This is a genomic window from Pseudodesulfovibrio nedwellii (assembly GCF_027923765.1).
GTDB classification, from domain to species: domain Bacteria; phylum Desulfobacterota; class Desulfovibrionia; order Desulfovibrionales; family Desulfovibrionaceae; genus Pseudodesulfovibrio; species Pseudodesulfovibrio nedwellii.
On record NZ_AP026709.1, the window covers coordinates 3,678,211 to 3,697,357 of the forward strand.

Here is a 19,147-nt window from a genome sequence, read left to right on the forward strand (position 1 = left end):
CGGTTTATGGAGACTTTACTAAAGTGAACCTGTGATCTGGAGTCTGTCATGGTAAAAATTCGACCGTGTCCCCATTGCGGTGAAGAAATTGAAGTCTATCGAAATCCCACGCCCACCGTGGATGTTGTGATTCTCATGTCGTCTGCCGAAGGAGATGGCGTGGTTCTCGTTGAGCGTAAGAATCCTCCGCTTGGTTGGGCATTACCTGGTGGGTTTGTGGATTATGGTGAGTCTTGTGAGGATGCGGCTATCCGTGAGATGAAGGAAGAAACTGGGCTGGATGTGGAGTTGATGGGGTTGCTTGGAGTTTATTCTGATCCGGAGCGCGACAAGCGGCAACATACCATGAGTGTGGTGTACATCGGCGTACCCAAAGACCCATCGGCATTGGCTGCAGGTGATGATGCCGCTAAGGCAGAAGTTTTTCCATTGGGTGAATGGCCTGAGTTGACCTTTGATCATAATAAGATCTTGGGCGACTTCATGACGTATGTTTCTGAGAACGGTGGAGAAGGGTGTGTTGACGGCTTTCCGACTCAGGCGTAGTTCTCACGCGGATGTTTCATAACCATTTTAAACGAGTTGAATAGATAGTATCATGCGCACATTGTGTATCACTCTTGGCGACCCGTGCGGTCTCGGCCCTGAGCTTGTTGTCCGGCATTTTGTTGATGCTCCTTCGGTCACTGATCGATTCTTGTTGCTTGGATCGCTTTCGGCAATGGATAGGGAGCTTGAAAGAGTCGGTGAGATCCGTTTCTTCGAGGTACTGGATGATCCGGCACAGATCAGCGAAAAAAATGCGGGAGTTTATCTTTTTGAGCCTGCGACACTTTTCGGGTTGGAGTATCCTCTTGGACAGGCCTGCACCAATGGAGGCAGGGCCGCCGGAGTCAGTTTGGATATGGCGGTCGAGGTACTCAAATCCGGTCTGGCTGATGGTTTACTTACTTGTCCATTGAATAAGGCCATGCTTCAGTCTGCTGGATTTGATTTCCCGGGACATACGGAATTTTTGGCTGAAAAACTTGGTGTGGGTGCGGATCAGGTTTGTATGCATCTGTGTGGTCATGATCCAGATGATGATAGGCCCAAGTTGCGTGTGAGTCTGGCGACTACCCACCCGCGTCTCAGTGATGTTCCGGCGCTTGTGACCGAGGAACGGCTGTTGCGTTGTTTGCATCTGACCACTGACTTTGTGCATACGTTGGGGCTTGAAGGCCCTGTAGGTGTGTGTGGCCTCAATCCTCATGCCGGTGAGTCTGGTCGAATAGGGGATGAGGAAATCAAGACTATTATTCCCGCCCTTGAAACGGCGCGTCGTGAAGGGCTTGATGTCGTTGGTCCTATTCCGGGTGATACCATTTTTTACTTTGCGGCCAAAGGTGAGTATTCGGCTGTGCTTGCCATGTATCACGATCAGGGTTTGGCCCCGCTCAAGCTGTTGCATTTCAGTCAGGCGGTGAATGTGACTCTTGGGTTACCGTACCCTCGTACTTCGCCGGACCATGGTACAGGATATGATATCGTGGGCACTGGTGAGGCATCCATACAGAGTTTTCGGGCTGCTTTGGATATGGTACAGCGGCTTGTTGAGGCAAAGGGGTAAATCATGGCACAACGATGTATTCTTTTGGATCGCGACGGGACTATTATTTTTGATAAGCATTATCTGCACGATCCCGACGGTGTGGAATTGCTGCCTGGAGCCGCGCAAGGGCTTTTGCGGATGCAGGAGATGGGATATTCTCTGGCCGTGTTAACCAATCAGAGCGGTGTTGGGCGCGGGTATTACAACGAGACGTCCGTTCGTGCCTGTAACGATCGTATGGCCGAACTACTTGCGCGGCATGGTGTTATTCTCAATGGTGTTTTCTTTTGTCCTCACACGCCTGAAGATGGATGTGATTGTCGAAAACCGAATCCAGGTCTCATGGAGCAAGCTGTTCAAGCTTTAGGGTTTGATCCGGCTGAGAGTTACATGATCGGGGACAAGCAGGCAGACATGGGAGTGGGGCAAGCAACTGGTGCGACGACTATTCTTGTGCGAACCGGCAAAGGCGCTGAGCATGAGGAGTTATGTCAGAACTCGGCTGACCATGTTGTCGATGATTTGCAGGCTGCTGCCGATATTATCCAATCTTTCGAAAAGAATTAAGAAGCCTTCGGCGACCAGAGGGGGGAATCTCTTGAAAGAGGTTCTCCTCTCTGGTTCCGCTGAAAGCGACTCTCGCTAGGGCCGTCTGAGACCAAAAAAAGGCTCCGTTTCGGGAGCCTTTTTTTTGAGTGATTTGATTTATACAGACGAATTTATTGCGTCGTTTTCTTTTGGGCAAATTTGAGCATTTTGACGGCTTCGGCGAATTCCGGGTTGAGATCCACCGCCACTTGTGCGGATTGCGCCATTTTAGGCCATTTCTTCCAGTCGAAGTAGAGACGGCCCATGTTGTAGTGGAGATACTCGTCTTCGCTGGTCAGTGTCAGGGCCTTGAGATAGTACTTTTCAGCGGTTTCAAAGTCCTTCATTTTGCGCAGAACCATGCCGATGCGATTGTACAAGTGGATGGCGTTGGGGTCGTCCTTGAGGGCGTCGTCCAACATTTCATACGCTTCCTTGTATCGTCCGGCATTGAGATAGCGGTCAGCGATGTCTGCCTTGAGGTCGGTATCCCCTCCAAAGTCGGTGACAAGCTGATTGAAGGTCGATGTGGCTTTATTCCAATCCTGACCATCCAGATGTTTCTGGCCTTCTTCAAGGGCAGCTTTTTTCTGCGCTAGAATGGCCTCCATGTCATCTTGGACCGATTCATTGAGAGCCTTTTGCAGTTCTTGCAATAGTTCACGCATGGCATCTAGCAGGGCACGTTCCTGCCCTGGTTCATAGCTTATGACTAAAGGATATATCTTACGGAGTTCGCCATCCGAGTTGAGCGCATAGGTGACCTTGCGCAAGATATCTTCGAATTCTTCCCGTTCGTTTTTCAGGACTTGATTCTTGAGAAAAAGAATCAGGCCGTCATGAATAGCTTGAACAGCGGGCATGTATTTGCCCTTTTTCAGAAGAGTAGGGACGGAATTCATCTTCTTGCGTGATTTAATCAGATCCGTGGACATACTGTGATCCTGTTTGGGGTCTAAATTCCGGTACTTTTCCGAACCATATCACGAAAACGAGCAAAGAAATAGCGGCTGTCGTGCGGTCCGGGACCTGCTTCGGGGTGATGTTGGATAGCCAAAAGCGGTTTTTCCTTGTGCCGGAAACCTTCCAGAGTGTCGTCATTGAGATTCTTGTGGGTGGGTTCCAGGAAGTCCAACCCTTCGATGTCAACGCAGAAACCGTGGTTCTGTGAAGAAATCTCAATCTTCTCAGTGTGCAGATCAATGACCGGATGGTTACAGCCGTGATGGCCGAACTTGAGTTTGAAAGTTTTGCCGCCCATGGCCAGACCGAGAATTTGGTGGCCGAGGCAAATGCCTGCGATCGGGTATTCGTTGGACAGTTCCTTGGTGGCTTGGACTGCGGTTGCAACGGCAGCCGGATCGCCGGGGCCGTTGGATAGGAAGATTGCATCCGGTCCGAGTTCTCGTACCTCTGCCGCAGTGTAGTGCGAGGGCAGGACGATCATGTCGAAGCCTTCGGCAGCCATGAGGCGTAGGATGTTCCATTTGATGCCGAAATCGAACACGGCCAGCTTGGGGCCTTTGCCCGCCCATGCGAAATTCTTCATGTCGTCAATGTAAATCGGCTTGGTGCCGTCCCATGTGTAAGGGCGGTCACAGGACACGCGGTCGGCCAGATTCAAACCTTCCATGTTTTCAATGGATTGGGCTTTTTTGACGAGTTCTTCGGGGTTGACGTCACCGGTGGCAATGTATCCACGCTGTGCGCCATGCAAACGCAAATGGCGTGTCAGGGCGCGGGTGTCGATGCCTTCGATACCCATAACACCGACTTCGGTCAGATAGTCGGGCAGAGACATGGTGGATCGCCAGTTGCTCGGACGTTTGCAGCATTCCTTGACGATGAAGCCACCGACTTGGACCTTGTGGGATTCCACGTCCTCGGGGTTCACGCCGTAGTTACCAATAAGCGGATAGGTCATGGTGACCATCTGTCCGGTGTAGGAGGGATCGGTCAGAATCTCCTGATAGCCGGTCATGCCGGTGTTGAAGATGACTTCGCCGCTGGCTTCGCCCTGTCCGGTGAAACTCGTCCCCTTGAAAATGGTGCCGTCTTCGAGGGCAAGTATCGCTTTCATCAATCGTTCTCCAGAATGTTCTTCACAGTTGCGAGATCGTTGGGCCTGTCCACGCCGTGGCAGGTGTGCCTTGTCTCAGTCACATAAATATCGATACCGTCTTCAAGCAGACGGAGTTGCTCCAGCTTTTCACGTTGTTCCAATGGGCTTGGTTCGAGACTGCCGAACCGCTCCAGAGCCTCCATGCGGAATGCGTACAGCCCAATGTGGAGAAGGAATCCGTGCATTTTTTCATCGCGATCATGGGGGACGAGGGAGCGAGAAAAGTAGAGTGCTCGTCCATTTTTTGCTCGAACAACCTTCACCCGATCGGGGGAGAGGGCTTCGTCTTCACCTATTGCTGTCGCCAGAGTGGTCACTCGGACGGTGCAGTCAGTGAAAGGAGTTACAAGTTCGGTCAGCATAATCGGTTCCAGGCACGGTTCATCGCCCTGAATATTGACCACCACGGCCTCGGAGTCGATGTTGAGCTTCCGTGCGGCTTCCAATACCCGATCCGTTCCGCTGGAATGGTCGGTCCGGGTCATGACGACCGGCACGTTTAATTTTTCGGCTGCCTCGAATATGCGAGCATCGTCAGTTGCTAGGGTAACGCTTGTCATTTGAGGACATTGTGCGGCCCGGGAGTAGACGTGCCAGAACATGGGCATGCCTTTGATTTCAACCAGAGGTTTGCCGGGAAAGCGGGAGGATTCATACCTCGCCGGGATTATGCCGTGACATTCGGGAAATTCGCTCATCTCGTTCCGTGGTGCGTTCTTAGTCTTTATTGAGAAAATCAGCAACCTGTTTGCAGACGGCTTTTGCGCCGCCCTTGTGGTCCGCGATATATTCTTTTGCCAGTTTGGCGACATTGCGTCGAGCAGGAGTTTTATCCAGAATGGAAATCAAGGCGTTTTGCGCTGCCTGCCAATCTTTGGCCTCCACAGTCAGACCCGAGTCAAAGATGTCTTTGCCTACCCATGCGAAATTTTTCCAATGGGGACCGGTAACCGGGGTCACGCCACAGGTTAGCGGTTCAAGGAAGTTCTGTCCGCCGAGAGGAGCAAGGCTGCCGCCGACAAAGGCTGCTTGAGCCAATCCATAAGCCGGGACCAATTCTCCGAAGGCATCCCAGAGAATGACAGTGCCGGGCAGGGCGGGGCCATTGAGACGAGATCTGTGTATCCAGTTCAACCCTGCTGAGTTCATTGCCGTTTCCCATATTTTCATGTGGTGCATGTGTCGCGGGAATAGACCGAGAATTGTTGTGGGGCGTTCGCGCATGAGGCCAGCGGCCAACTTGGTTACTTCCAGTTCTTCCTGTCGGCGCACTGAACCGAAAACGGTGAATGTACTTTTAGGTGAAATAAGTTTTTTGAGCGGGTTGTTTTTTCGGGCCATGGGAGCGGCATCCGCCATGCGGTCGAATTTGATGTTGGGCATGACCCAGACTTTTTCACGACCGAATAGCGTGCCGAACCGCCTGCCGTCAGCTTCGGATACGGCCATGATCGTGTTTGGTGACACTGCACGAAATAGATCGGGCCATGTCAGATATCCAGCTAGGCTTTTGGTAGACATCCGCCCGTTGGCGAGCAGAATGTTCACCTCGGATTTCTTGCATGCACTCAAGAAGCCGGGCCAGAGTTCCGTTTCAAGGATCAGGGCCAGCTTGGGACGTACATGATCGACTACGCGATCCATCAAATCGGGATCATCAAAAGGGAAATACCATGGCTGAATAGCGAGTCCGGTTTTGCGTCCGTTGATGTCATCTGCGGCCCGAAATAAAGTCTCATATCCTTGCAGGGTGTTGGTGGTGACCAGCACACGCAGACTTTCAGAAAAGGGTGATTTGAGGTTTTTGAGCACTTCCCACGCCAAATATGCTTCTCCGCCACTGGCTGCCTGCATCCAGATGTGGGCCGGGGCGGGGAGGCCGCCGGACAGCGTGCGTTGTTCCCACCCATCCCGGAGGCGAGAGTTCAGCTTCAGGAGCGGTGTCGCGCACTTCCATCCCAGGCTGTATGCCTTCAGGGCCATGCTCACGGATGTCTGAACCATATTAGTGTGTCCTCGTTTCCATGCCCAGTCGGATGAGTTCGGCTATAAGGTCAGTGAAAGAAAGGCCGATGTTGGCCGCGGCACGAGGCAGCAGGCTCGTTGGGGTCATGCCGGGCAAGGTATTGACCTCCAGCAGAAAAGCTTCGCCTTTTTTCGTGACCATGAAATCACCTCGACTGTATCCTGTGAGACCTAGCGCGGCGTGTGCCGTTACCATCTGTTGTTGAATGGATTTGGTGAGAGTGTCGTCAACGGGTGCCGGACAGATTTCCTCTGCTCCATCAGCCGCGTATTTGTTTTCGTAGTCAAAGAAATCGGCGTCACTTTTGGGCTTGATCATTATCAGTGGAAGCGGACGGTCGCCGAGCATACCGCATGTCAGTTCCACACCGGGAATGAATGATTCCACTAAAGCGGACTGACACATGGAAAAGACCTTATCAAGTGCTGCCGGGAAATCTTCAATGCGTTTGACCAGCGACATGCCGAGGCTGGAACCGCCCTTGTTTGGTTTCACGAAAACCGGGAGGTTCAGTTTAAGCTGTGCTTCTCGGCCTTGAGTGGGAGTGACGATCTGCCAGTCTGGTGTTTTAATGCCCTTATCTTCGAAGACTTCTTTGGACGCAGCTTTGTTCAGGGCTAGGTATGACGCGGCGGGACCGGCTCCTTGATATGGGCAGCCTGCCTTGTCGAGCACCGCTTGTACTAACCCGTCTTCACCTGGAGTGCCGTGCAGGTTGATGAACGCAAAGTCCGCCTGTTTGGCTGTTGCCAATAGTTTTTTGAAATCATCAGCAGGGTCGAAGAAGGAAACGTTGTGACCGAGTTCGTCCAGGGCCATTCGAATCTTGGCAGCGCCGGACAGGGAAACTTCCCGTTCGTCAGACCAGCCGCCAGCTATCAAAATCACATGCATTCAAGTCCACCTTGAGCGTATCGCATAAAAGTTTTTCCAGAGTGAGGGCCTGTTCTTCGGTGGCTTTGATCCTGTCCATGAGGTTCAGGGGGATGCCGTACCGTTTGATAAGGTCCTTGAACCGTTCTTCGATGGAGACAAGTTCGGTATGGTTAACGCGTTTGTCTGCATAAATCACGGCCAGTGGGGTGAAGTATTTTTCAAGATCCAGTTCGAACGGCCAGTAGACATGGTGTGTGACCCCCGAAGCAATGGTCGGGTTGTTGGTCAGTTCCATGGCCCAGGCTCCACCGAGCTGGCTATGGTTGCCGCCGTGAAGGATGCAGTAGGTCTTGGCGATATCATGCAGCAGGGCCGACGCACGGACGGTGGCAACATCCACGGGCAGACCGACTCCTTTGGCGTGATGAGCCATGAAGGTCGCGATGTTGGCAACCTTCGTGCTGTGTTCTGCCACGTTTTCCAGCATGTCGTATCGAGCCCAGTACTCTGCGCAACGCGCATCGTTCGGGACGGCGAGTGTTGGGTCAAACACCATGCCCGGAGGTGGTGTGAGTGGCGAGCCGTATTGTTCTGCGGCGATATCGGAAGTGTCTTTTTCGCTCATGATTCGGCGGCGTGAAAATTGTTTCAGTTGGGGGGCTGCGTCAGTGCAACCTCTTTAAATTACCTACCAGTACGTTGAGAAAAAATAAAGCTGATGCATAGAATAAAAAAAAGGGATCATTGAATAGGGAGGCCAGAGATATCTCCCTTCTATCGTAATGTCTCTCATGGTATGCTATGTAAAAAGTACAGAAAACCATAAGTTGGTTGTTATGGTATATTTACAAATTGTTTTCGCCCTTACAAGTGTGTGCATCGCGGGCATTGCCTGGGTGATGTGGCGTATATATAAACGGCATCGGCTGCCGGGTGTCAATTGGTGGGCTTACGGAAGTGGGGCCATTGCCTTGACTACTTTGTTGTCTGCAATCAGTGAATATGTCGGCGAGTGGGCAAGGGCTGTGATCGCCCATGTCCTTTTGGTCGGCGGTTTCGGTGCCATTTGGATGGGGACACAGCTGTTTTTTGGCCGGAAGTTGGGGAGATGGTGTTTTATCGCTTTTGATTGTTTTCTAATTATTCTTTGTATCGTCTTTTTTTGGTATTGGCTTATTAACCCTGCGTATCAGCTGCGTCTTGCTATGGGATGTGTATTGCTGCTGTTGATATCCCTCGCCATTTCCCAGACCTTTTTTGCTTTTAGAGTGGGGCAGAGAGCTGTCACCGCGGCCGGTATATATTACAGCGCATTTGCTTTCATTAATGGATTGCGAACTGTCCACATCCTCTTGTTCCCAGAGCCGGACGCCTATTTTTTATCTGGTATGAGTGCAAAGATACTTATGTCATTAATGATTCCCATTCTTCTTGCTGCAATGACGGCACAGCTTTTTATACTTCGGCACGAGATTTATTTTTCCAGCGAAAGGGAAGAATGAGCATTAAATAATTTTAATGTATGAATACCCGCTCCGGCGTTCTTCCGATAGAGTTGGTTTTTCATTTGCCCCCATCTTTGAGAAGGTATATGACTGTCGCTAATCTCTATGAAATTGACCCACCAATACCATAAAGGATCATGATTTGAGCTTCGAATTCTTGGAAAAATTCCGCGACCCTGAACTGTGCAGGAAAATGCTGGACAGAATGGAGGCCGAGCTTGAGAGCGACCTTCGTTTCATGGAAGTTTGCGGCACGCATACAGTGGCTATTTTTCAGAGCGGACTGCGTTCGCTCCTCCCCAAGAAAATCGTGCATCTGAGCGGCCCTGGCTGCCCAGTTTGCGTGACCCACGAGTCCGAGGTGAATGCCTTTCTGGATCTCGCGGCTAACGAACGCGTCATTATGGCGACATTCGGCGATCTCATGCGCGTTCCCGGCGACAATGGACGCAACTTGAAGAAAGCCGTGGCTGACGGTGCTCGGGTGAAGGTGGTTTATTCTCCCTTCGATACCTTGAAGCTGGCAAAAGAGAACCCCGACGATCTTGTGGTGTTCATCGGCGTTGGTTTCGAAACGACAGCCCCGACCATCGCCGCCACCATGAAAATGGCGCGTCAGCAGGGCATCAAAAACCTGCGTATTCTTTGTTTTCACAAAACCGTGCCCCTGGCTCTGGATGCATTGTTGTCTGACGAAGCCATCAATGTGGACGGTTTTATTTTGCCCGGTCACGTCTCTGCCATTATTGGGACAAAGCCTTACGAGTTCATTGCGGAGAAATATAATAAATCCGCTGTGGTCACAGGGTTTGAACCGTTGGATATCCTCCAGTCTCTGAATCAGATGATTGATTGGCGCAAAAAGGGTGAGGCTCATGTGGTCAATAACTATACCCGCATCGTGGGTGAAAACGGTAACACCAAGGCCGTTGAGATCATGTATGAGGTTTTCGAACCCATCGACGCCTTATGGCGCGGAATAGGGCTTATTCCCGGTTCTGGTCTGGAAATTAGGGCTGAGTGGGAAGAATTCGACGCCAAGAAAGAATTCGGTATCACCATTGAAGATTGTGCCCCTCTCAAGGGATGCAAATGCGGTGACATACTTAAAGGTATCAAGCAGCCCGACGAATGTCCGCTCTTCGGCAAACCGTGTACTCCGGCCAACCCGGTCGGTCCCTGTATGGTTTCCACCGAGGGCAGTTGTGCTGCATATTACAAATACAAACTGGATTAGCCATGTCTGATAAAGTACTTCTCGATTACGGCAGTGGAGGACGCGCTTCACAGCGCCTCATTTCCCAGCTCTTTCTGGGCCATTTCGGCAACGATGAACTGAACCGCCTCAATGATGCTGCGGAATTGTCCATGTCCGGTCGGCTGGCCATGTCCACCGATTCCTTTACCGTGGACCCCATTTTCTTCCCCGGTGGGAATATTGGTTCCTTGGCTGTACACGGTACGGTCAACGACGTCGCCATGATGGGTGCCATTCCCCGATACATGACCTGCGGGTATATTATCGAAGAAGGCTTGCCCATGGATGATCTTGAAAAGATCGTCGAAGCCATGGGTGAAGCTGTACGACATGCCGGCGTGTCCATCGTTTCCGGCGATACCAAGGTTGTCCCCAAGGGGGCGGTAGACAAGATTTTTATCAATACCACAGGGGTTGGTGACATTATCGTGGACCCGGCTCCCAGCGGTGACGCTGCCCGGTCCGGTGACGCTGTGCTCATTTCAGGTACCATCGGTGATCACGGTCTGACCATTCTCGGTACTCGTGAAGGCCTTGAATTTGAGGCCGATGTTCAGTCCGATTCCGCAGCCCTCAACCATTTGCTCGTAAAAATGGTACAGGAACTGCCCGAAGTACACGTCATGCGTGATCCTACTCGTGGCGGTCTGGCAACGACGTTGAACGAGATTACCATCAGTTCCAACGTCTGTTGCGAATTGCAGGAGAACGACATCCCGGTTCGGCCTGAGGTCAAGGGCGGTTGTTCCATTCTTGGTCTCGATCCGTTGTATCTTGCCAACGAAGGCAAGTTCATTTGCATTTTGCCCGAGGAGCATGCCGAAAAGGCCCTTGAGATCATGCGCGCTGATCCGCTCGGTCAGGATGCCTGTCGTATCGGCACCATGACCGACGCCAACCCTGGTAAGGTCGTGCTCGTCACACAGCTCGGCGGTAAGCGCCTGCTGGGTATGCTCGAAGGCGAGCAGTTGCCGAGAATTTGCTAGTTGAACAGCGAATTAATGAATGTAAAAAAAGGCCTCCGGGAAACCGGGGGCCTTTTTTGTTTGGTAAGTTGAGGGTTCTTAATCCGCCGGAGGTATACCAGTCGCTAGCGTAAGGCTCTTTGGCGATCCTGTATGAGTGAGGCTGCTTTTTGTGCAAGATAGGTGATTTCGGGCTTGGATACTTGATCGTCTGCGCCGACGGTTTCGCCTCGGTGTCTGAGTTTCTCGGTAATGAGCGAGGAGAAGAGGATGACCGGTAAGTCTTGGAGGATCGGGTCTTCCTTGATTTTTTTTGTAAGATGATGACCGTCCATCATGGGCATCTCGATATCTGAGACAATGACCTGAACGTAGTCTGTGATAGGACGGTTATCCAAGGCGGCCAGCCGCTTGTATTCCTTGAGTTGTTCCCAACATTCCCGACCGTTGTTGGTTTTTTCGACGCGGAAACCGGCCTGACCAAGCATGTCGCGAATCATTTCTCGAATGAGCGGGGAGTCGTCGGCGATGAGCGCTTTGTATCCGGCGGCGTCGTCGAATTCGACGTTGTCGTCAAATCGTAGCCGCATGTCCGGGTTGAGTTCGGAAACGATGCGTTCGAGATCGAGAATAAAGACTATACGGTCATCGAATTTGACCACGCCGGTAATGGAGTCGGAGGACAAGGCTGAGACGTATTTGTTTGGGGCTTCGACGTCTTCCCAGGAAATGCGGTGAATGCGGGTGACGCCGGAAACCATGAAGGCAGACGTGACCTGATTGAATTCAGTGACAATGATCTTGGGCGGTTCGTTTTCGACACGTTTTTTCTTGAGCCAGATACAGAGGTCGAGCAACGGGATGATTCGGGAGCGGAGGTTGAATGCGCCGAGCACTGAATCATGGGAAGTCTCAGGCATCTCGGTGACTTCTGGCTTTCGGATGATTTCAAGGACTTTGGCGACATTGACGCCGTAATACCCTTTGCGGCTGGGTATCCGTCCTTTATCGTGCTCCAGATCTTCTTGATTTAACTCGGCTTGATCGTCTTCCTTGGGTTCTTCCTCAAGGTAGAATTCCACAATTTCGAGTTCATTGGTTCCGGCCTCTAGCAGAATGTCGGTCGACTCAGTGGCCATGGAGATACCGCTTCCTTGTCAAAAGTATGAAATTATTCAGGGCAGTGGAGATTGTGTAAACCCTATTGGCAAATTTCGTCAACTTCCGGTTTATCTGAGATATTGCTAGCCGGTTCCATATTTGCGATGACGCTGGCCGCATTCTCGAGATCTTCCCAGTTTTCGCATTCGAGCAGGGAAGCTCGCAGAACGCGAATACCTCTAAGGCTTTTCGCGTACCGAGGGATGATGGATCGAATTTTACGAAAGGAACGGCCATCGCCTTCATATTGGCGAGTGAGCCGAATATGCTCGCGGACAATTGCGGCCAGGAATTCACCGTCGCGTACAGGAAGTTCCTTGCCCTGTCGCAGGGCGACGTACCGGGCGAATATGGATGGGTCATAGAGTGCACCACGAGCGAACATGATGGCATCGATGCCAGTTTCTTCTATGCAGCGTATACCGTCCTCTGCTGTGAACAGGTCTCCAGAACCAACGACGGGTATGGAAACGGATTTCTTGAGTTCTGCAAGTTTGGACCAATTGGCCGAGCCGGCGAACATTTGTTTGCCGTAGCGCGGATGCATGGTCACCCAGTCCACTCCGACGTCTTCTAGGCGTTTGGCGAGGTCGATGAATACTTCTTCGTCTTTGTTGAAGCCGAGGCGGAATTTGATGCCAACACGACCACCTTCTGGATGTTCGGTTGCTTTTTTGACCATGATGTCAGCCAAGTTTACCAGTTTGTCGAGATCTTCCATGAGCTGGACGCCTGAACCGGATTTGAGAACTTTGCGGACAGGGCATCCGGCATTGAGGTCGAAATTGCGGTACCCCATGCCGACTAATTTTTCCATGACCGGTTCGAAATATTCAGCCTCTGCTCCAAAGAGTTGAAGAACCATAGGGTCATCTTCCGGGCAAGTGGCAAGCAGGCGGCGTGTGCCTGCATTTTTGAAGGCCAGGCCTTTGACAGAGACCATTTCCGAGCACCCTACGCCACAACCATACTGCTTGGAGAGCAGGCGGAAGGGGAGGTCGGAATATCCGGCCAGCGGTGCGAGCCATGGTGAGTCGGGGGTGATGGTGAACATATTCATAGAGAAGGCAGATAAGACTTGATACGCCGAGAGTCAAAGAAAAATACTCATGTGATGCATTTTGAGAGGAGTTTTTTCATTGGGTGACCAGTTTTATGCGGGAGATATTCGCGAGGCATTTTGTTGGTGAGAGGGGGCTTCTTATATAAAGTAGTGGTAAAGAGGGTGATCATGATGAAGTTTGCAAAGCCTTTTTGTTGTGTGGGAGCAGTTTAATGAGAATAAATACAGGGGAGGAGTCGATGGATTTGGTGCTCAAGAAGTGAAAAATGATAGTAATTATAAAAAAAAGGAGAAGAGAAAACGATCTGAGTTAAGAAAAAATCAAGCCAAATCAGAGGGCTTTTTGTAAAGGCCTTTAAAGTGTCTTCAAATTCATTAGAAGCGTTTTGGGAGGGCTGAATTGCTTGATAATAGCGGTATAACAGGGAAAGCTGGTAATAGAGCGTTATCTGTGTGATGTTTGGCTGTGAGTGGATTTGCAAATAAATTTAAAAAAATAAGGGAACAGGGTTGACAAACACGGAGAATTATAATTAAACCGGCCCGTCCTTGAGCGGAAGAAACCGATTCAAACGAATTGCAAAAAGGTTTCGAAAAACTCTTGATTTTTGAAATAGTGGCGTATATAGACTTCGTTCCCCGTGAGCTGGCGTAGCTCAATTGGTAGAGCAGCTGATTTGTAATCAGCAGGTTGCGGGTTCAAGTCCCATCGCCAGCTCCAAATAGAATGGTGGGGTTCCCGAGTGGCCAAAGGGAACAGACTGTAAATCTGTCGGCGTTCGCCTTCGGAGGTTCAAATCCTCCCCCCACCACCAAATTTCTTTTTCGAATCACACTGTAGGAGGCCGGTTAAAAGCCGCTGATGGACTACAGAGAGTGAGCGGGAATAGCTCAATTGGCTAGAGCATCAGCCTTCCAAGCTGAGGGTTGCGGGTTCGAGTCCCGTTTCCCGCTCCATTTTAGCCATCTCTCATCCATCTACATTATATACAGTGTGCTTTAGTTCGCGAAGCTCAGTTGGCAGAGCCATCCTTGATTAAGGATGAAATCCTCTGTACAAGACGAGATGTGAACTTCGGTTTGGATGTTTTTGTTGGTTATTGAATTGTTAGAAAGTATTTAGAGAATAAAACCTACACAACTTTATGATTAGGGGGTTACTGTAATGGGTAAAGCTAAATTTGAACGGAGCAAGCCTCACGTCAACATTGGTACCATTGGCCATATTGACCATGGTAAAACCACTTTGACTGCAGCTATCACCAAACTGGCTGCTATGGCCGGTAATGGCGAATACATCGCTTTCGATGAAATCGATAAGGCTCCTGAAGAAAAAGAGCGCGGCATCACCATTGCTACCGCTCACGTCGAGTACGAGACCGAGAACCGCCACTACGCACACGTAGATTGCCCCGGTCACGCCGACTACATTAAGAACATGATCACAGGTGCTGCCCAGATGGATGGCGCTATCCTGGTCTGCGCAGCCACTGACGGTCCCATGCCTCAGACTCGTGAGCACATCCTGCTCGCTCGTCAGGTTGGTGTTCCCGCCATGGTCGTTTTCATGAACAAATGCGATATGGTCGACGACGAAGAGCTTATTGAGCTTGTCGAAATGGAAATTCGTGAATTGCTTGACAAATACGAATTCCCCGGCGACGATATCCCGGTCATTCAGGGTTCCGCTCTGAAGGCTCTGGAATGCGATTCTGTTGATGATGAAGCTGCAAAGCCCATCTTTGAACTGCTCGCAGCCTGTGACTCCTACATCCCCGAGCCGGAGCGCGACATTGATATGCCGTTTCTCATGCCCGTTGAGGATGTCTTCTCCATCTCCGGCCGTGGTACTGTTATCACCGGTCGTGTTGAGCGCGGTGTCGTCACCGTTGGTGAAGAAGTCGAAATCGTCGGCATCAAGGACACCATCAAGACCACCTGTACCGGTGTCGAGATGTTCCGTAAGTTGCTCGACCAAGGTCAGGCCGGTGACAACGTCGGTCTCCTGATCCGCGGTGTGAAGCGTGAAGAAGTGGAACGTGGCCAGGTTGCTGCCAAGCCCGGTTCCATCAATCCGCACACCAAGTTTAAGGCTGAGGTCTACGTCCTCTCCAAAGACGAAGGTGGACGTCACACTCCGTTCTTCACCGGCTACCGCCCGCAGTTCTACTTCCGTACAACTGATATCACTGGTGTCGTCACTCTGGACGACGGTGTCGAGATGGTCATGCCCGGCGATAACGCCACTTTTAATGTCGAGATGATTGCACCTGTCGCCATGGAAGTTGGTCTGCGCTTCGCTATCCGCGAAGGTGGCCGTACTGTCGGTGCCGGTGTCGTCACCGAGATCGTGGAGTAATCATGCGCGTCAATATTCAGCTGCAGTGCACCGAGTGCAAGCGTAAAAATTACGCAACGCAGAAGAACAAGAAGAATACTACCGGACGTTTGGAAGTGAAAAAGTATTGTCCTTGGGACAAGAAACACACGGTCCACAAAGAGTCCAAGTAGTTTCGATAGCGCAGGGGTATAGTTCCAACGGCTAGAACGCCGGTCTCCAAAACCGGATGTTGGGGGTTCGAATCCCTCTACCCCTGCCAACTTAGTCTTTGATAGCGGCGCGGGGTCTTGTTTGAAATATGACAAGGCCCCGCAACCCGCTCAATAATTTGGGAAAGTGATATGGCCAGGAAAAAAAGCAAAAAGGTCTCTGAAAAGCAGGCCGCACAGGCTCAGGCAACCGGTCCGATGGGCAAAATCAAAGAACTGATGCAGTTTTTTGAAGAGTCAAAGGTCGAGATCAAAAAGGTAGTCTGGCCTTCTCGCAAGGAGACAATCACCACCTGCATCGCAGTGTTGGTCGTTTCCGTGGTCATTGCTATTTATCTGGGTGTGGTGGACTTGGCGTTCTCCAAGATCGTCGAAGTCGTCCTGTCCTAGAACCAAAGCTACTTGCAAAGGCTGGAATAAAATATGGATGCCACAATGGAAAACGCTTCTCCTCGCGGTCGTTGGTACATAGTTCATACCTATTCAGGGTTTGAACAACGTGTCGAGCTGACTGTCCGCGAGATGATGCGGACCGGACAGGACAAGGGCCTCATCGAAGAGGTCGTCATGCCCACCGAAAAGATCGTCGAGATGGTCAAGGGTGAGCGCAAGACGTCTACCCGAAAGTTCTATCCCGGCTACATCATGATCAAGATGATCCTGACTGACGACTCCTGGCATCTGATTCAGTCCATTCCGCGTGTTACGGGTTTTGTGGGCGGTAAGAATCGGCCCACCCCTATGCGCGACAGTGAGGCGGAAAACATCCTCAACATGATGGAAAGCCGCCAGGAGAAACCCCGTCCCAAGTTCAACTTTGAGCGTGGAGATGAGGTTCGGGTTATTGATGGCCCGTTCAGCGGCTTCAACGGTGTTGTGGAAGAAGTCAATTACGACAAGGGTAAGCTCAAAGTCTCCGTCTCTATTTTCGGGCGTCAGACTCCTGTGGAGCTCGACTTCGTCCAAGTGGACAAGGGATAGCCCGGATATAATCGCTAACAGCGAATTTCTCATCGAGGAATACAATGGCCAAGAAAGAATTAGGAAAGATCAAACTGCAGATTCCCGCTGGCAGTGCCAACCCCTCCCCGCCGGTCGGTCCGGCTTTGGGTCAGCATGGTGTCAACATCATGGAATTCTGTAAGGCGTTTAACGCCAAGACACAGGACCAGAAAGGCCTGATCATCCCGGTAGTTATTACCGTGTATCAGGACCGTTCCTTCGATTTTATCACCAAAACTCCTCCTGCAGCAGTGCTGTTGCTTAAAGCCGCTAAGCTGGAGAAGGGTTCCGGTGAACCCAACAAAGAAAAGGTCGGCAAGGTCACCAAGGCTCAGGTCCAGGAGATCGCCGAACTGAAAATGGTCGATTTGAACGCCAATGACATTGAGAACGCCATGCTTCAGATCGAGGGCACAGCCCGCAGCATGGGTATCGAAGTCAAGGGTTAATAGAGGAAATACACAATGCCTAAGCATGGAAAAAAATACCGTAACGCCGTCGGTGAACGTGACACCGCCGCGCGAGTCGGTGTCGAGGAAGGCGTCAAGGTCACAGTCGAAGGTGCATTTGCAAAATTCGACGAGACTGTTGATGTCGCTATCAACCTCGGCGTGGATCCCAAGTACTCTGATCAGATGATCCGTGGTGCAGTTAGCCTGCCCAACGGACTCGGCAAAGATATTCGCGTTGCCGTTTTCTGTAAGGGAGAAAAGGAAAATGAGGCCAAGGAAGCCGGTGCTGATTTCTTCGGTTCCGACGAATTGGTCGAAAAGATTCAGGGTGGCTGGCTCGGGTTCGACAAAGCTGTCGCTACTCCAGACATGATGGCCGTGGTCGGTAAGATCGGCCGTGTGCTTGGTCCCCGTGGTCTCATGCCTAATGCAAAGACTGGCACAGTCACTATGGATGTTGCCAAAGCTGTCACCGAACTCAAGGCCGGTAAGGTCGAGTTCAAGGTTGATAAAGCTGGCGTCCTGCATGCCCCCATTGGAAAGATTTCTTTTGGAGCAGAAAAGCTTCTTGAGAATCTCAGGGCTCTGTTGGATATCGTCGTGCGCATGAAGCCGTCCTCTGCAAAGGGTACGTACATGAAAGCGCTGGCTGTCTCCTCCACCATGGGACCGAGTGTCAAAATTGACCCGCTGACTGTCCGGAAATTCTTGGACGTTTAGCAAAAATAATTGAATGCCGGACTCCCGTTAATTCGGGAGTCCTGTAGATAATCGCACGGAAGGTTGAGTCAGAGACGGCAGGTGAGGGTTGTTACCCACTTAATATCCTGCTTAGACAACGCTTTGACCTGCTTTCCGGGCCGAACGACGAGGAGTGGTAGATGAAAAGGCAAGAAAAAGCCCAGATCATCGAGCAGCTGCACGAAAAAGCTTCGCGCGCCAGCATCGCCGTCGTCACTGACTTCAAAGGTCTTTCTGTTGAAGAAATGACCATTTTGCGCGCTAAGTGCTTTGAAGTTGGCGTCGACTACCAAGTCGTTAAGAATACCCTGGCCCGGTTGGCTCTCAAGGATACCGAACACGGTGAATTGAGTGAACACATGAAAGAGAACTGCGCTGTAGCACTCGGGTATGACGATCCTGTCGCCCTTGCTAAAGCGTTGGCCGATTTTGGCAAGGAGAACAAGAAGTTCTCCATGCGTTTCGGTACTCTGGAAGGCCAGTTTCTTGACAGCGACGGCGTAACAGAACTTTCCAAGATGCCCAGCAAGCCTGAGCTTTTGAGTTCTGTACTTGGCACAATGCAGGCAGTACCCCGCAATTTCGTGTGTCTGTTCGCAAACATCGAACGCAAGTTCCTGTATGCTTTGACAGCGATCAAAGAGCAGAAAGAAGCTGCGTAAACAAGGTTCAAAGCGAATCAATTTTTAAGGAGAATTTATTATGGCTGATATCACCAAAGAACAGGTTGTCGAGTTCATCGGCAACATGACCGTCCTGGAACTGTCCGAATTCATCAAAGAACTTGAAGACGTCTTCGGCGTCGAAGCTGCTGCTCCTGCTGCTGCTATCATGGCTGCTCCTGCTGCCGGTGGTGCTGCTGAAGCTGAAGAGCAGACTGAATTCGATGTCATCCTGAAGGGTGCTGGCGGCAACAAGATTGCAGTCATCAAGGCTGTCCGCGCTATCACCGGTCTGGGTCTGAAAGAGGCCAAGGCTCTGGTTGACGAAGCTCCTAAGGCTCTGAAAGAAGGCGTTGCAAAGGATGAGGCTGACGAAGCAGCCAAGCAGCTTGAAGAAGCTGGCGCCGACGTTGAAGTTAAGTAACTTCGACTATTTAAGCTAATATAGCAAAGAGCGCTCGCCCTTGCATGAAGGGTGTTGCGCTCTTTGCTCTGTATGTATATATACTGGTTTAATAGCCTTTTTATTTTTGGGTTCACACGCTGTAAGACATAAAGTCTGCTCCTCGTCGGTGTGCTGGGGTT

General features: G+C 51.1%; 22 protein-coding genes and 4 tRNA genes. 18 read left to right on the forward strand and 8 right to left on the reverse strand.

Translation table 11 applies throughout. The features are described 5' to 3' along the window. The first annotated feature begins 48 nt into the window (after window positions 1–48). From SYK_RS17175 to gmhB, 3 genes are read left to right on the forward strand one after another with little or no spacing between them, the layout of a single operon-like run. Entirely contained in the window at window positions 49–546 is a 498-nt protein-coding gene (locus SYK_RS17175; protein WP_281761494.1) for an NUDIX domain-containing protein, read from the forward strand. A gap of 52 nt (window positions 547–598) precedes the next feature. Beyond that, the gene (pdxA, locus tag SYK_RS17180; RefSeq protein WP_281761495.1) at window positions 599–1,609 is read left to right on the forward strand and encodes a 4-hydroxythreonine-4-phosphate dehydrogenase PdxA; all 1,011 of its coding nucleotides are present in this window, start codon (window positions 599–601) and stop codon (window positions 1,607–1,609) included. A gap of 3 nt (window positions 1,610–1,612) precedes the next feature. Next, on the forward strand, window positions 1,613–2,158 hold the full coding sequence (gmhB, locus tag SYK_RS17185; RefSeq protein WP_281761496.1) for a D-glycero-beta-D-manno-heptose 1,7-bisphosphate 7-phosphatase: 546 nt from the start codon (window positions 1,613–1,615) through the stop codon (window positions 2,156–2,158). A gap of 152 nt (window positions 2,159–2,310) precedes the next feature. On the opposite strand, the gene SYK_RS17190 is transcribed toward gmhB, so the two are convergent. Genes SYK_RS17190 through SYK_RS17215 form a run of 6 tightly spaced genes read right to left on the reverse strand, consistent with a single transcriptional unit; the run spans window position 2,311 to window position 7,828 of the window. After that, entirely contained in the window at window positions 2,311–3,114 is an 804-nt protein-coding gene (locus SYK_RS17190) for a tetratricopeptide repeat protein (RefSeq protein ID WP_281761497.1), read from the reverse strand. Between the two features lie 20 nt (window positions 3,115–3,134). Beyond that, window positions 3,135–4,259, reverse strand: a complete 1,125-nt coding sequence (gene carA / locus SYK_RS17195) for a glutamine-hydrolyzing carbamoyl-phosphate synthase small subunit (RefSeq protein ID WP_281761498.1) — start codon at window positions 4,257–4,259, stop codon at window positions 3,135–3,137. After that, on the reverse strand, window positions 4,259–4,999 hold the full coding sequence (kdsB, locus tag SYK_RS17200; protein WP_281761499.1) for a 3-deoxy-manno-octulosonate cytidylyltransferase: 741 nt from the start codon (window positions 4,997–4,999) through the stop codon (window positions 4,259–4,261). The genes carA and kdsB overlap by 1 nt, the downstream gene beginning before the upstream one ends. Window positions 5,000–5,018: 19 nt before the next feature. After that, window positions 5,019–6,305 (reverse strand): 3-deoxy-D-manno-octulosonic acid transferase, encoded by a 1,287-nt coding sequence (locus SYK_RS17205; protein ID WP_281761500.1) that lies wholly within the window; start codon window positions 6,303–6,305, stop codon window positions 5,019–5,021. Between the two features lies 1 nt (window position 6,306). Then, a complete protein-coding gene (locus tag SYK_RS17210) occupies window positions 6,307–7,221 on the reverse strand; it encodes a D-alanine--D-alanine ligase family protein (protein ID WP_281761501.1) in 915 nt (304 codons plus the stop codon). Further along, window positions 7,187–7,828 (reverse strand): HDIG domain-containing metalloprotein, encoded by a 642-nt coding sequence (locus SYK_RS17215; RefSeq protein WP_281761502.1) that lies wholly within the window; start codon window positions 7,826–7,828, stop codon window positions 7,187–7,189. The genes SYK_RS17210 and SYK_RS17215 overlap by 35 nt, the downstream gene beginning before the upstream one ends. Before the next feature lie 355 nt (window positions 7,829–8,183). On the opposite strand from SYK_RS17215, the gene SYK_RS17220 reads away from it, so the two are divergent. The 3 genes from SYK_RS17220 (at window position 8,184) to hypE (ending at window position 10,952) form a co-directional block, all read left to right on the forward strand. Next, the gene (locus SYK_RS17220; RefSeq protein WP_281761503.1) at window positions 8,184–8,705 is read left to right on the forward strand and encodes a hypothetical protein; all 522 of its coding nucleotides are present in this window, start codon (window positions 8,184–8,186) and stop codon (window positions 8,703–8,705) included. A 145-nt stretch (window positions 8,706–8,850) separates the two neighbouring features. Further along, window positions 8,851–9,945 carry a hydrogenase formation protein HypD gene (gene hypD / locus SYK_RS17225; protein ID WP_281761504.1) on the forward strand — a complete coding sequence of 365 codons (1,095 nt, stop codon included), beginning with the start codon at window positions 8,851–8,853 and terminating at the stop codon, window positions 9,943–9,945. Between the two features lie 2 nt (window positions 9,946–9,947). Continuing rightward, complete coding sequence (gene hypE / locus SYK_RS17230) at window positions 9,948–10,952, forward strand: hydrogenase expression/formation protein HypE (protein WP_281761505.1); 1,005 nt, start codon at window positions 9,948–9,950, stop codon at window positions 10,950–10,952. Between the two features lie 104 nt (window positions 10,953–11,056). On the opposite strand, the gene SYK_RS17235 is transcribed toward hypE, so the two are convergent. Both SYK_RS17235 and SYK_RS17240 read right to left on the reverse strand, forming a co-directional pair. After that, window positions 11,057–12,070 carry a chemotaxis protein gene (locus SYK_RS17235; protein ID WP_281761506.1) on the reverse strand — a complete coding sequence of 338 codons (1,014 nt, stop codon included), beginning with the start codon at window positions 12,068–12,070 and terminating at the stop codon, window positions 11,057–11,059. Between the two features lie 62 nt (window positions 12,071–12,132). Next, window positions 12,133–13,152: a tRNA dihydrouridine synthase gene (locus SYK_RS17240; RefSeq protein WP_281761507.1), complete on the reverse strand. Its 1,020-nt coding sequence runs from the start codon at window positions 13,150–13,152 to the stop codon at window positions 12,133–12,135. Between the two features lie 648 nt (window positions 13,153–13,800). Between SYK_RS17240 and SYK_RS17245 the strand changes: the two genes are divergently transcribed. The 12 genes from SYK_RS17245 to rplL all read left to right on the forward strand — a co-directional run bounded on the left by SYK_RS17245 (window position 13,801) and on the right by rplL (window position 18,986). Then, window positions 13,801–13,876 (forward strand) — tRNA-Thr (locus SYK_RS17245). 8 nt (window positions 13,877–13,884) lie between these two features. Further along, window positions 13,885–13,970, forward strand: a tRNA-Tyr gene (locus SYK_RS17250). Between the two features lie 65 nt (window positions 13,971–14,035). Then, window positions 14,036–14,112, forward strand: a tRNA-Gly gene (locus tag SYK_RS17255). 208 nt (window positions 14,113–14,320) lie between these two features. Next, window positions 14,321–15,514 carry an elongation factor Tu gene (tuf, locus tag SYK_RS17260; RefSeq protein ID WP_281761508.1) on the forward strand — a complete coding sequence of 398 codons (1,194 nt, stop codon included), beginning with the start codon at window positions 14,321–14,323 and terminating at the stop codon, window positions 15,512–15,514. Window positions 15,515–15,516: 2 nt separating this feature from the next. Continuing rightward, entirely contained in the window at window positions 15,517–15,666 is a 150-nt protein-coding gene (gene rpmG, locus SYK_RS17265; RefSeq protein WP_264982167.1) for a 50S ribosomal protein L33, read from the forward strand. Window positions 15,667–15,678: 12 nt separating this feature from the next. Then, a tRNA-Trp gene (locus SYK_RS17270) sits at window positions 15,679–15,755 on the forward strand. A gap of 82 nt (window positions 15,756–15,837) precedes the next feature. Continuing rightward, window positions 15,838–16,095, forward strand: coding sequence for a preprotein translocase subunit SecE (secE, locus tag SYK_RS17275; protein WP_281761509.1), 258 nt, complete (start codon window positions 15,838–15,840; stop codon window positions 16,093–16,095). A gap of 33 nt (window positions 16,096–16,128) precedes the next feature. Beyond that, window positions 16,129–16,686: a transcription termination/antitermination protein NusG gene (gene nusG / locus SYK_RS17280; RefSeq protein ID WP_281761510.1), complete on the forward strand. Its 558-nt coding sequence runs from the start codon at window positions 16,129–16,131 to the stop codon at window positions 16,684–16,686. Between the two features lie 44 nt (window positions 16,687–16,730). Continuing rightward, window positions 16,731–17,156: a 50S ribosomal protein L11 gene (gene rplK / locus SYK_RS17285; protein ID WP_281761511.1), complete on the forward strand. Its 426-nt coding sequence runs from the start codon at window positions 16,731–16,733 to the stop codon at window positions 17,154–17,156. A gap of 15 nt (window positions 17,157–17,171) precedes the next feature. After that, window positions 17,172–17,879, forward strand: a complete 708-nt coding sequence (gene rplA / locus SYK_RS17290) for a 50S ribosomal protein L1 (protein WP_281761512.1) — start codon at window positions 17,172–17,174, stop codon at window positions 17,877–17,879. Between the two features lie 161 nt (window positions 17,880–18,040). Next, window positions 18,041–18,562, forward strand: a complete 522-nt coding sequence (gene rplJ, locus SYK_RS17295) for a 50S ribosomal protein L10 (RefSeq protein ID WP_281761513.1) — start codon at window positions 18,041–18,043, stop codon at window positions 18,560–18,562. A gap of 40 nt (window positions 18,563–18,602) precedes the next feature. After that, the gene (gene rplL / locus SYK_RS17300; RefSeq protein WP_281761514.1) at window positions 18,603–18,986 is read left to right on the forward strand and encodes a 50S ribosomal protein L7/L12; all 384 of its coding nucleotides are present in this window, start codon (window positions 18,603–18,605) and stop codon (window positions 18,984–18,986) included. Window positions 18,987–19,147 lie beyond the last annotated feature (161 nt).

Bases quoted from the DNA above. Each gene is read 5' to 3' on its own strand.
- SYK_RS17175 (WP_281761494.1), top strand. From the start codon at position 49: ATGGTAAAAATTCGACCGTGTCCCCATTGCGGTGAAGAAATTGAAGTC.
- pdxA (WP_281761495.1), top strand. From the start codon at position 599: ATGCGCACATTGTGTATCACTCTTGGCGACCCGTGCGGTCTCGGCCCT.
- gmhB (WP_281761496.1), top strand. From the start codon at position 1,613: ATGGCACAACGATGTATTCTTTTGGATCGCGACGGGACTATTATTTTT.
- SYK_RS17190 (WP_281761497.1), bottom strand. From the start codon at position 3,114: ATGTCCACGGATCTGATTAAATCACGCAAGAAGATGAATTCCGTCCCT.
- carA (WP_281761498.1), bottom strand. From the start codon at position 4,259: ATGAAAGCGATACTTGCCCTCGAAGACGGCACCATTTTCAAGGGGACG.
- kdsB (WP_281761499.1), bottom strand. From the start codon at position 4,999: ATGAGCGAATTTCCCGAATGTCACGGCATAATCCCGGCGAGGTATGAA.
- SYK_RS17205 (WP_281761500.1), bottom strand. From the start codon at position 6,305: ATGGTTCAGACATCCGTGAGCATGGCCCTGAAGGCATACAGCCTGGGA.
- SYK_RS17210 (WP_281761501.1), bottom strand. From the start codon at position 7,221: ATGCATGTGATTTTGATAGCTGGCGGCTGGTCTGACGAACGGGAAGTT.
- SYK_RS17215 (WP_281761502.1), bottom strand. From the start codon at position 7,828: ATGAGCGAAAAAGACACTTCCGATATCGCCGCAGAACAATACGGCTCG.
- hypE (WP_281761505.1), top strand. From the start codon at position 9,948: ATGTCTGATAAAGTACTTCTCGATTACGGCAGTGGAGGACGCGCTTCA.
- SYK_RS17235 (WP_281761506.1), bottom strand. From the start codon at position 12,070: ATGGCCACTGAGTCGACCGACATTCTGCTAGAGGCCGGAACCAATGAA.
- SYK_RS17240 (WP_281761507.1), bottom strand. From the start codon at position 13,152: ATGAATATGTTCACCATCACCCCCGACTCACCATGGCTCGCACCGCTG.
- tuf (WP_281761508.1), top strand. From the start codon at position 14,321: ATGGGTAAAGCTAAATTTGAACGGAGCAAGCCTCACGTCAACATTGGT.
- rpmG (WP_264982167.1), top strand. From the start codon at position 15,517: ATGCGCGTCAATATTCAGCTGCAGTGCACCGAGTGCAAGCGTAAAAAT.
- secE (WP_281761509.1), top strand. From the start codon at position 15,838: ATGGCCAGGAAAAAAAGCAAAAAGGTCTCTGAAAAGCAGGCCGCACAG.
- nusG (WP_281761510.1), top strand. From the start codon at position 16,129: ATGGATGCCACAATGGAAAACGCTTCTCCTCGCGGTCGTTGGTACATA.
- rplK (WP_281761511.1), top strand. From the start codon at position 16,731: ATGGCCAAGAAAGAATTAGGAAAGATCAAACTGCAGATTCCCGCTGGC.
- rplA (WP_281761512.1), top strand. From the start codon at position 17,172: ATGCCTAAGCATGGAAAAAAATACCGTAACGCCGTCGGTGAACGTGAC.
- rplJ (WP_281761513.1), top strand. From the start codon at position 18,041: ATGAAAAGGCAAGAAAAAGCCCAGATCATCGAGCAGCTGCACGAAAAA.
- rplL (WP_281761514.1), top strand. From the start codon at position 18,603: ATGGCTGATATCACCAAAGAACAGGTTGTCGAGTTCATCGGCAACATG.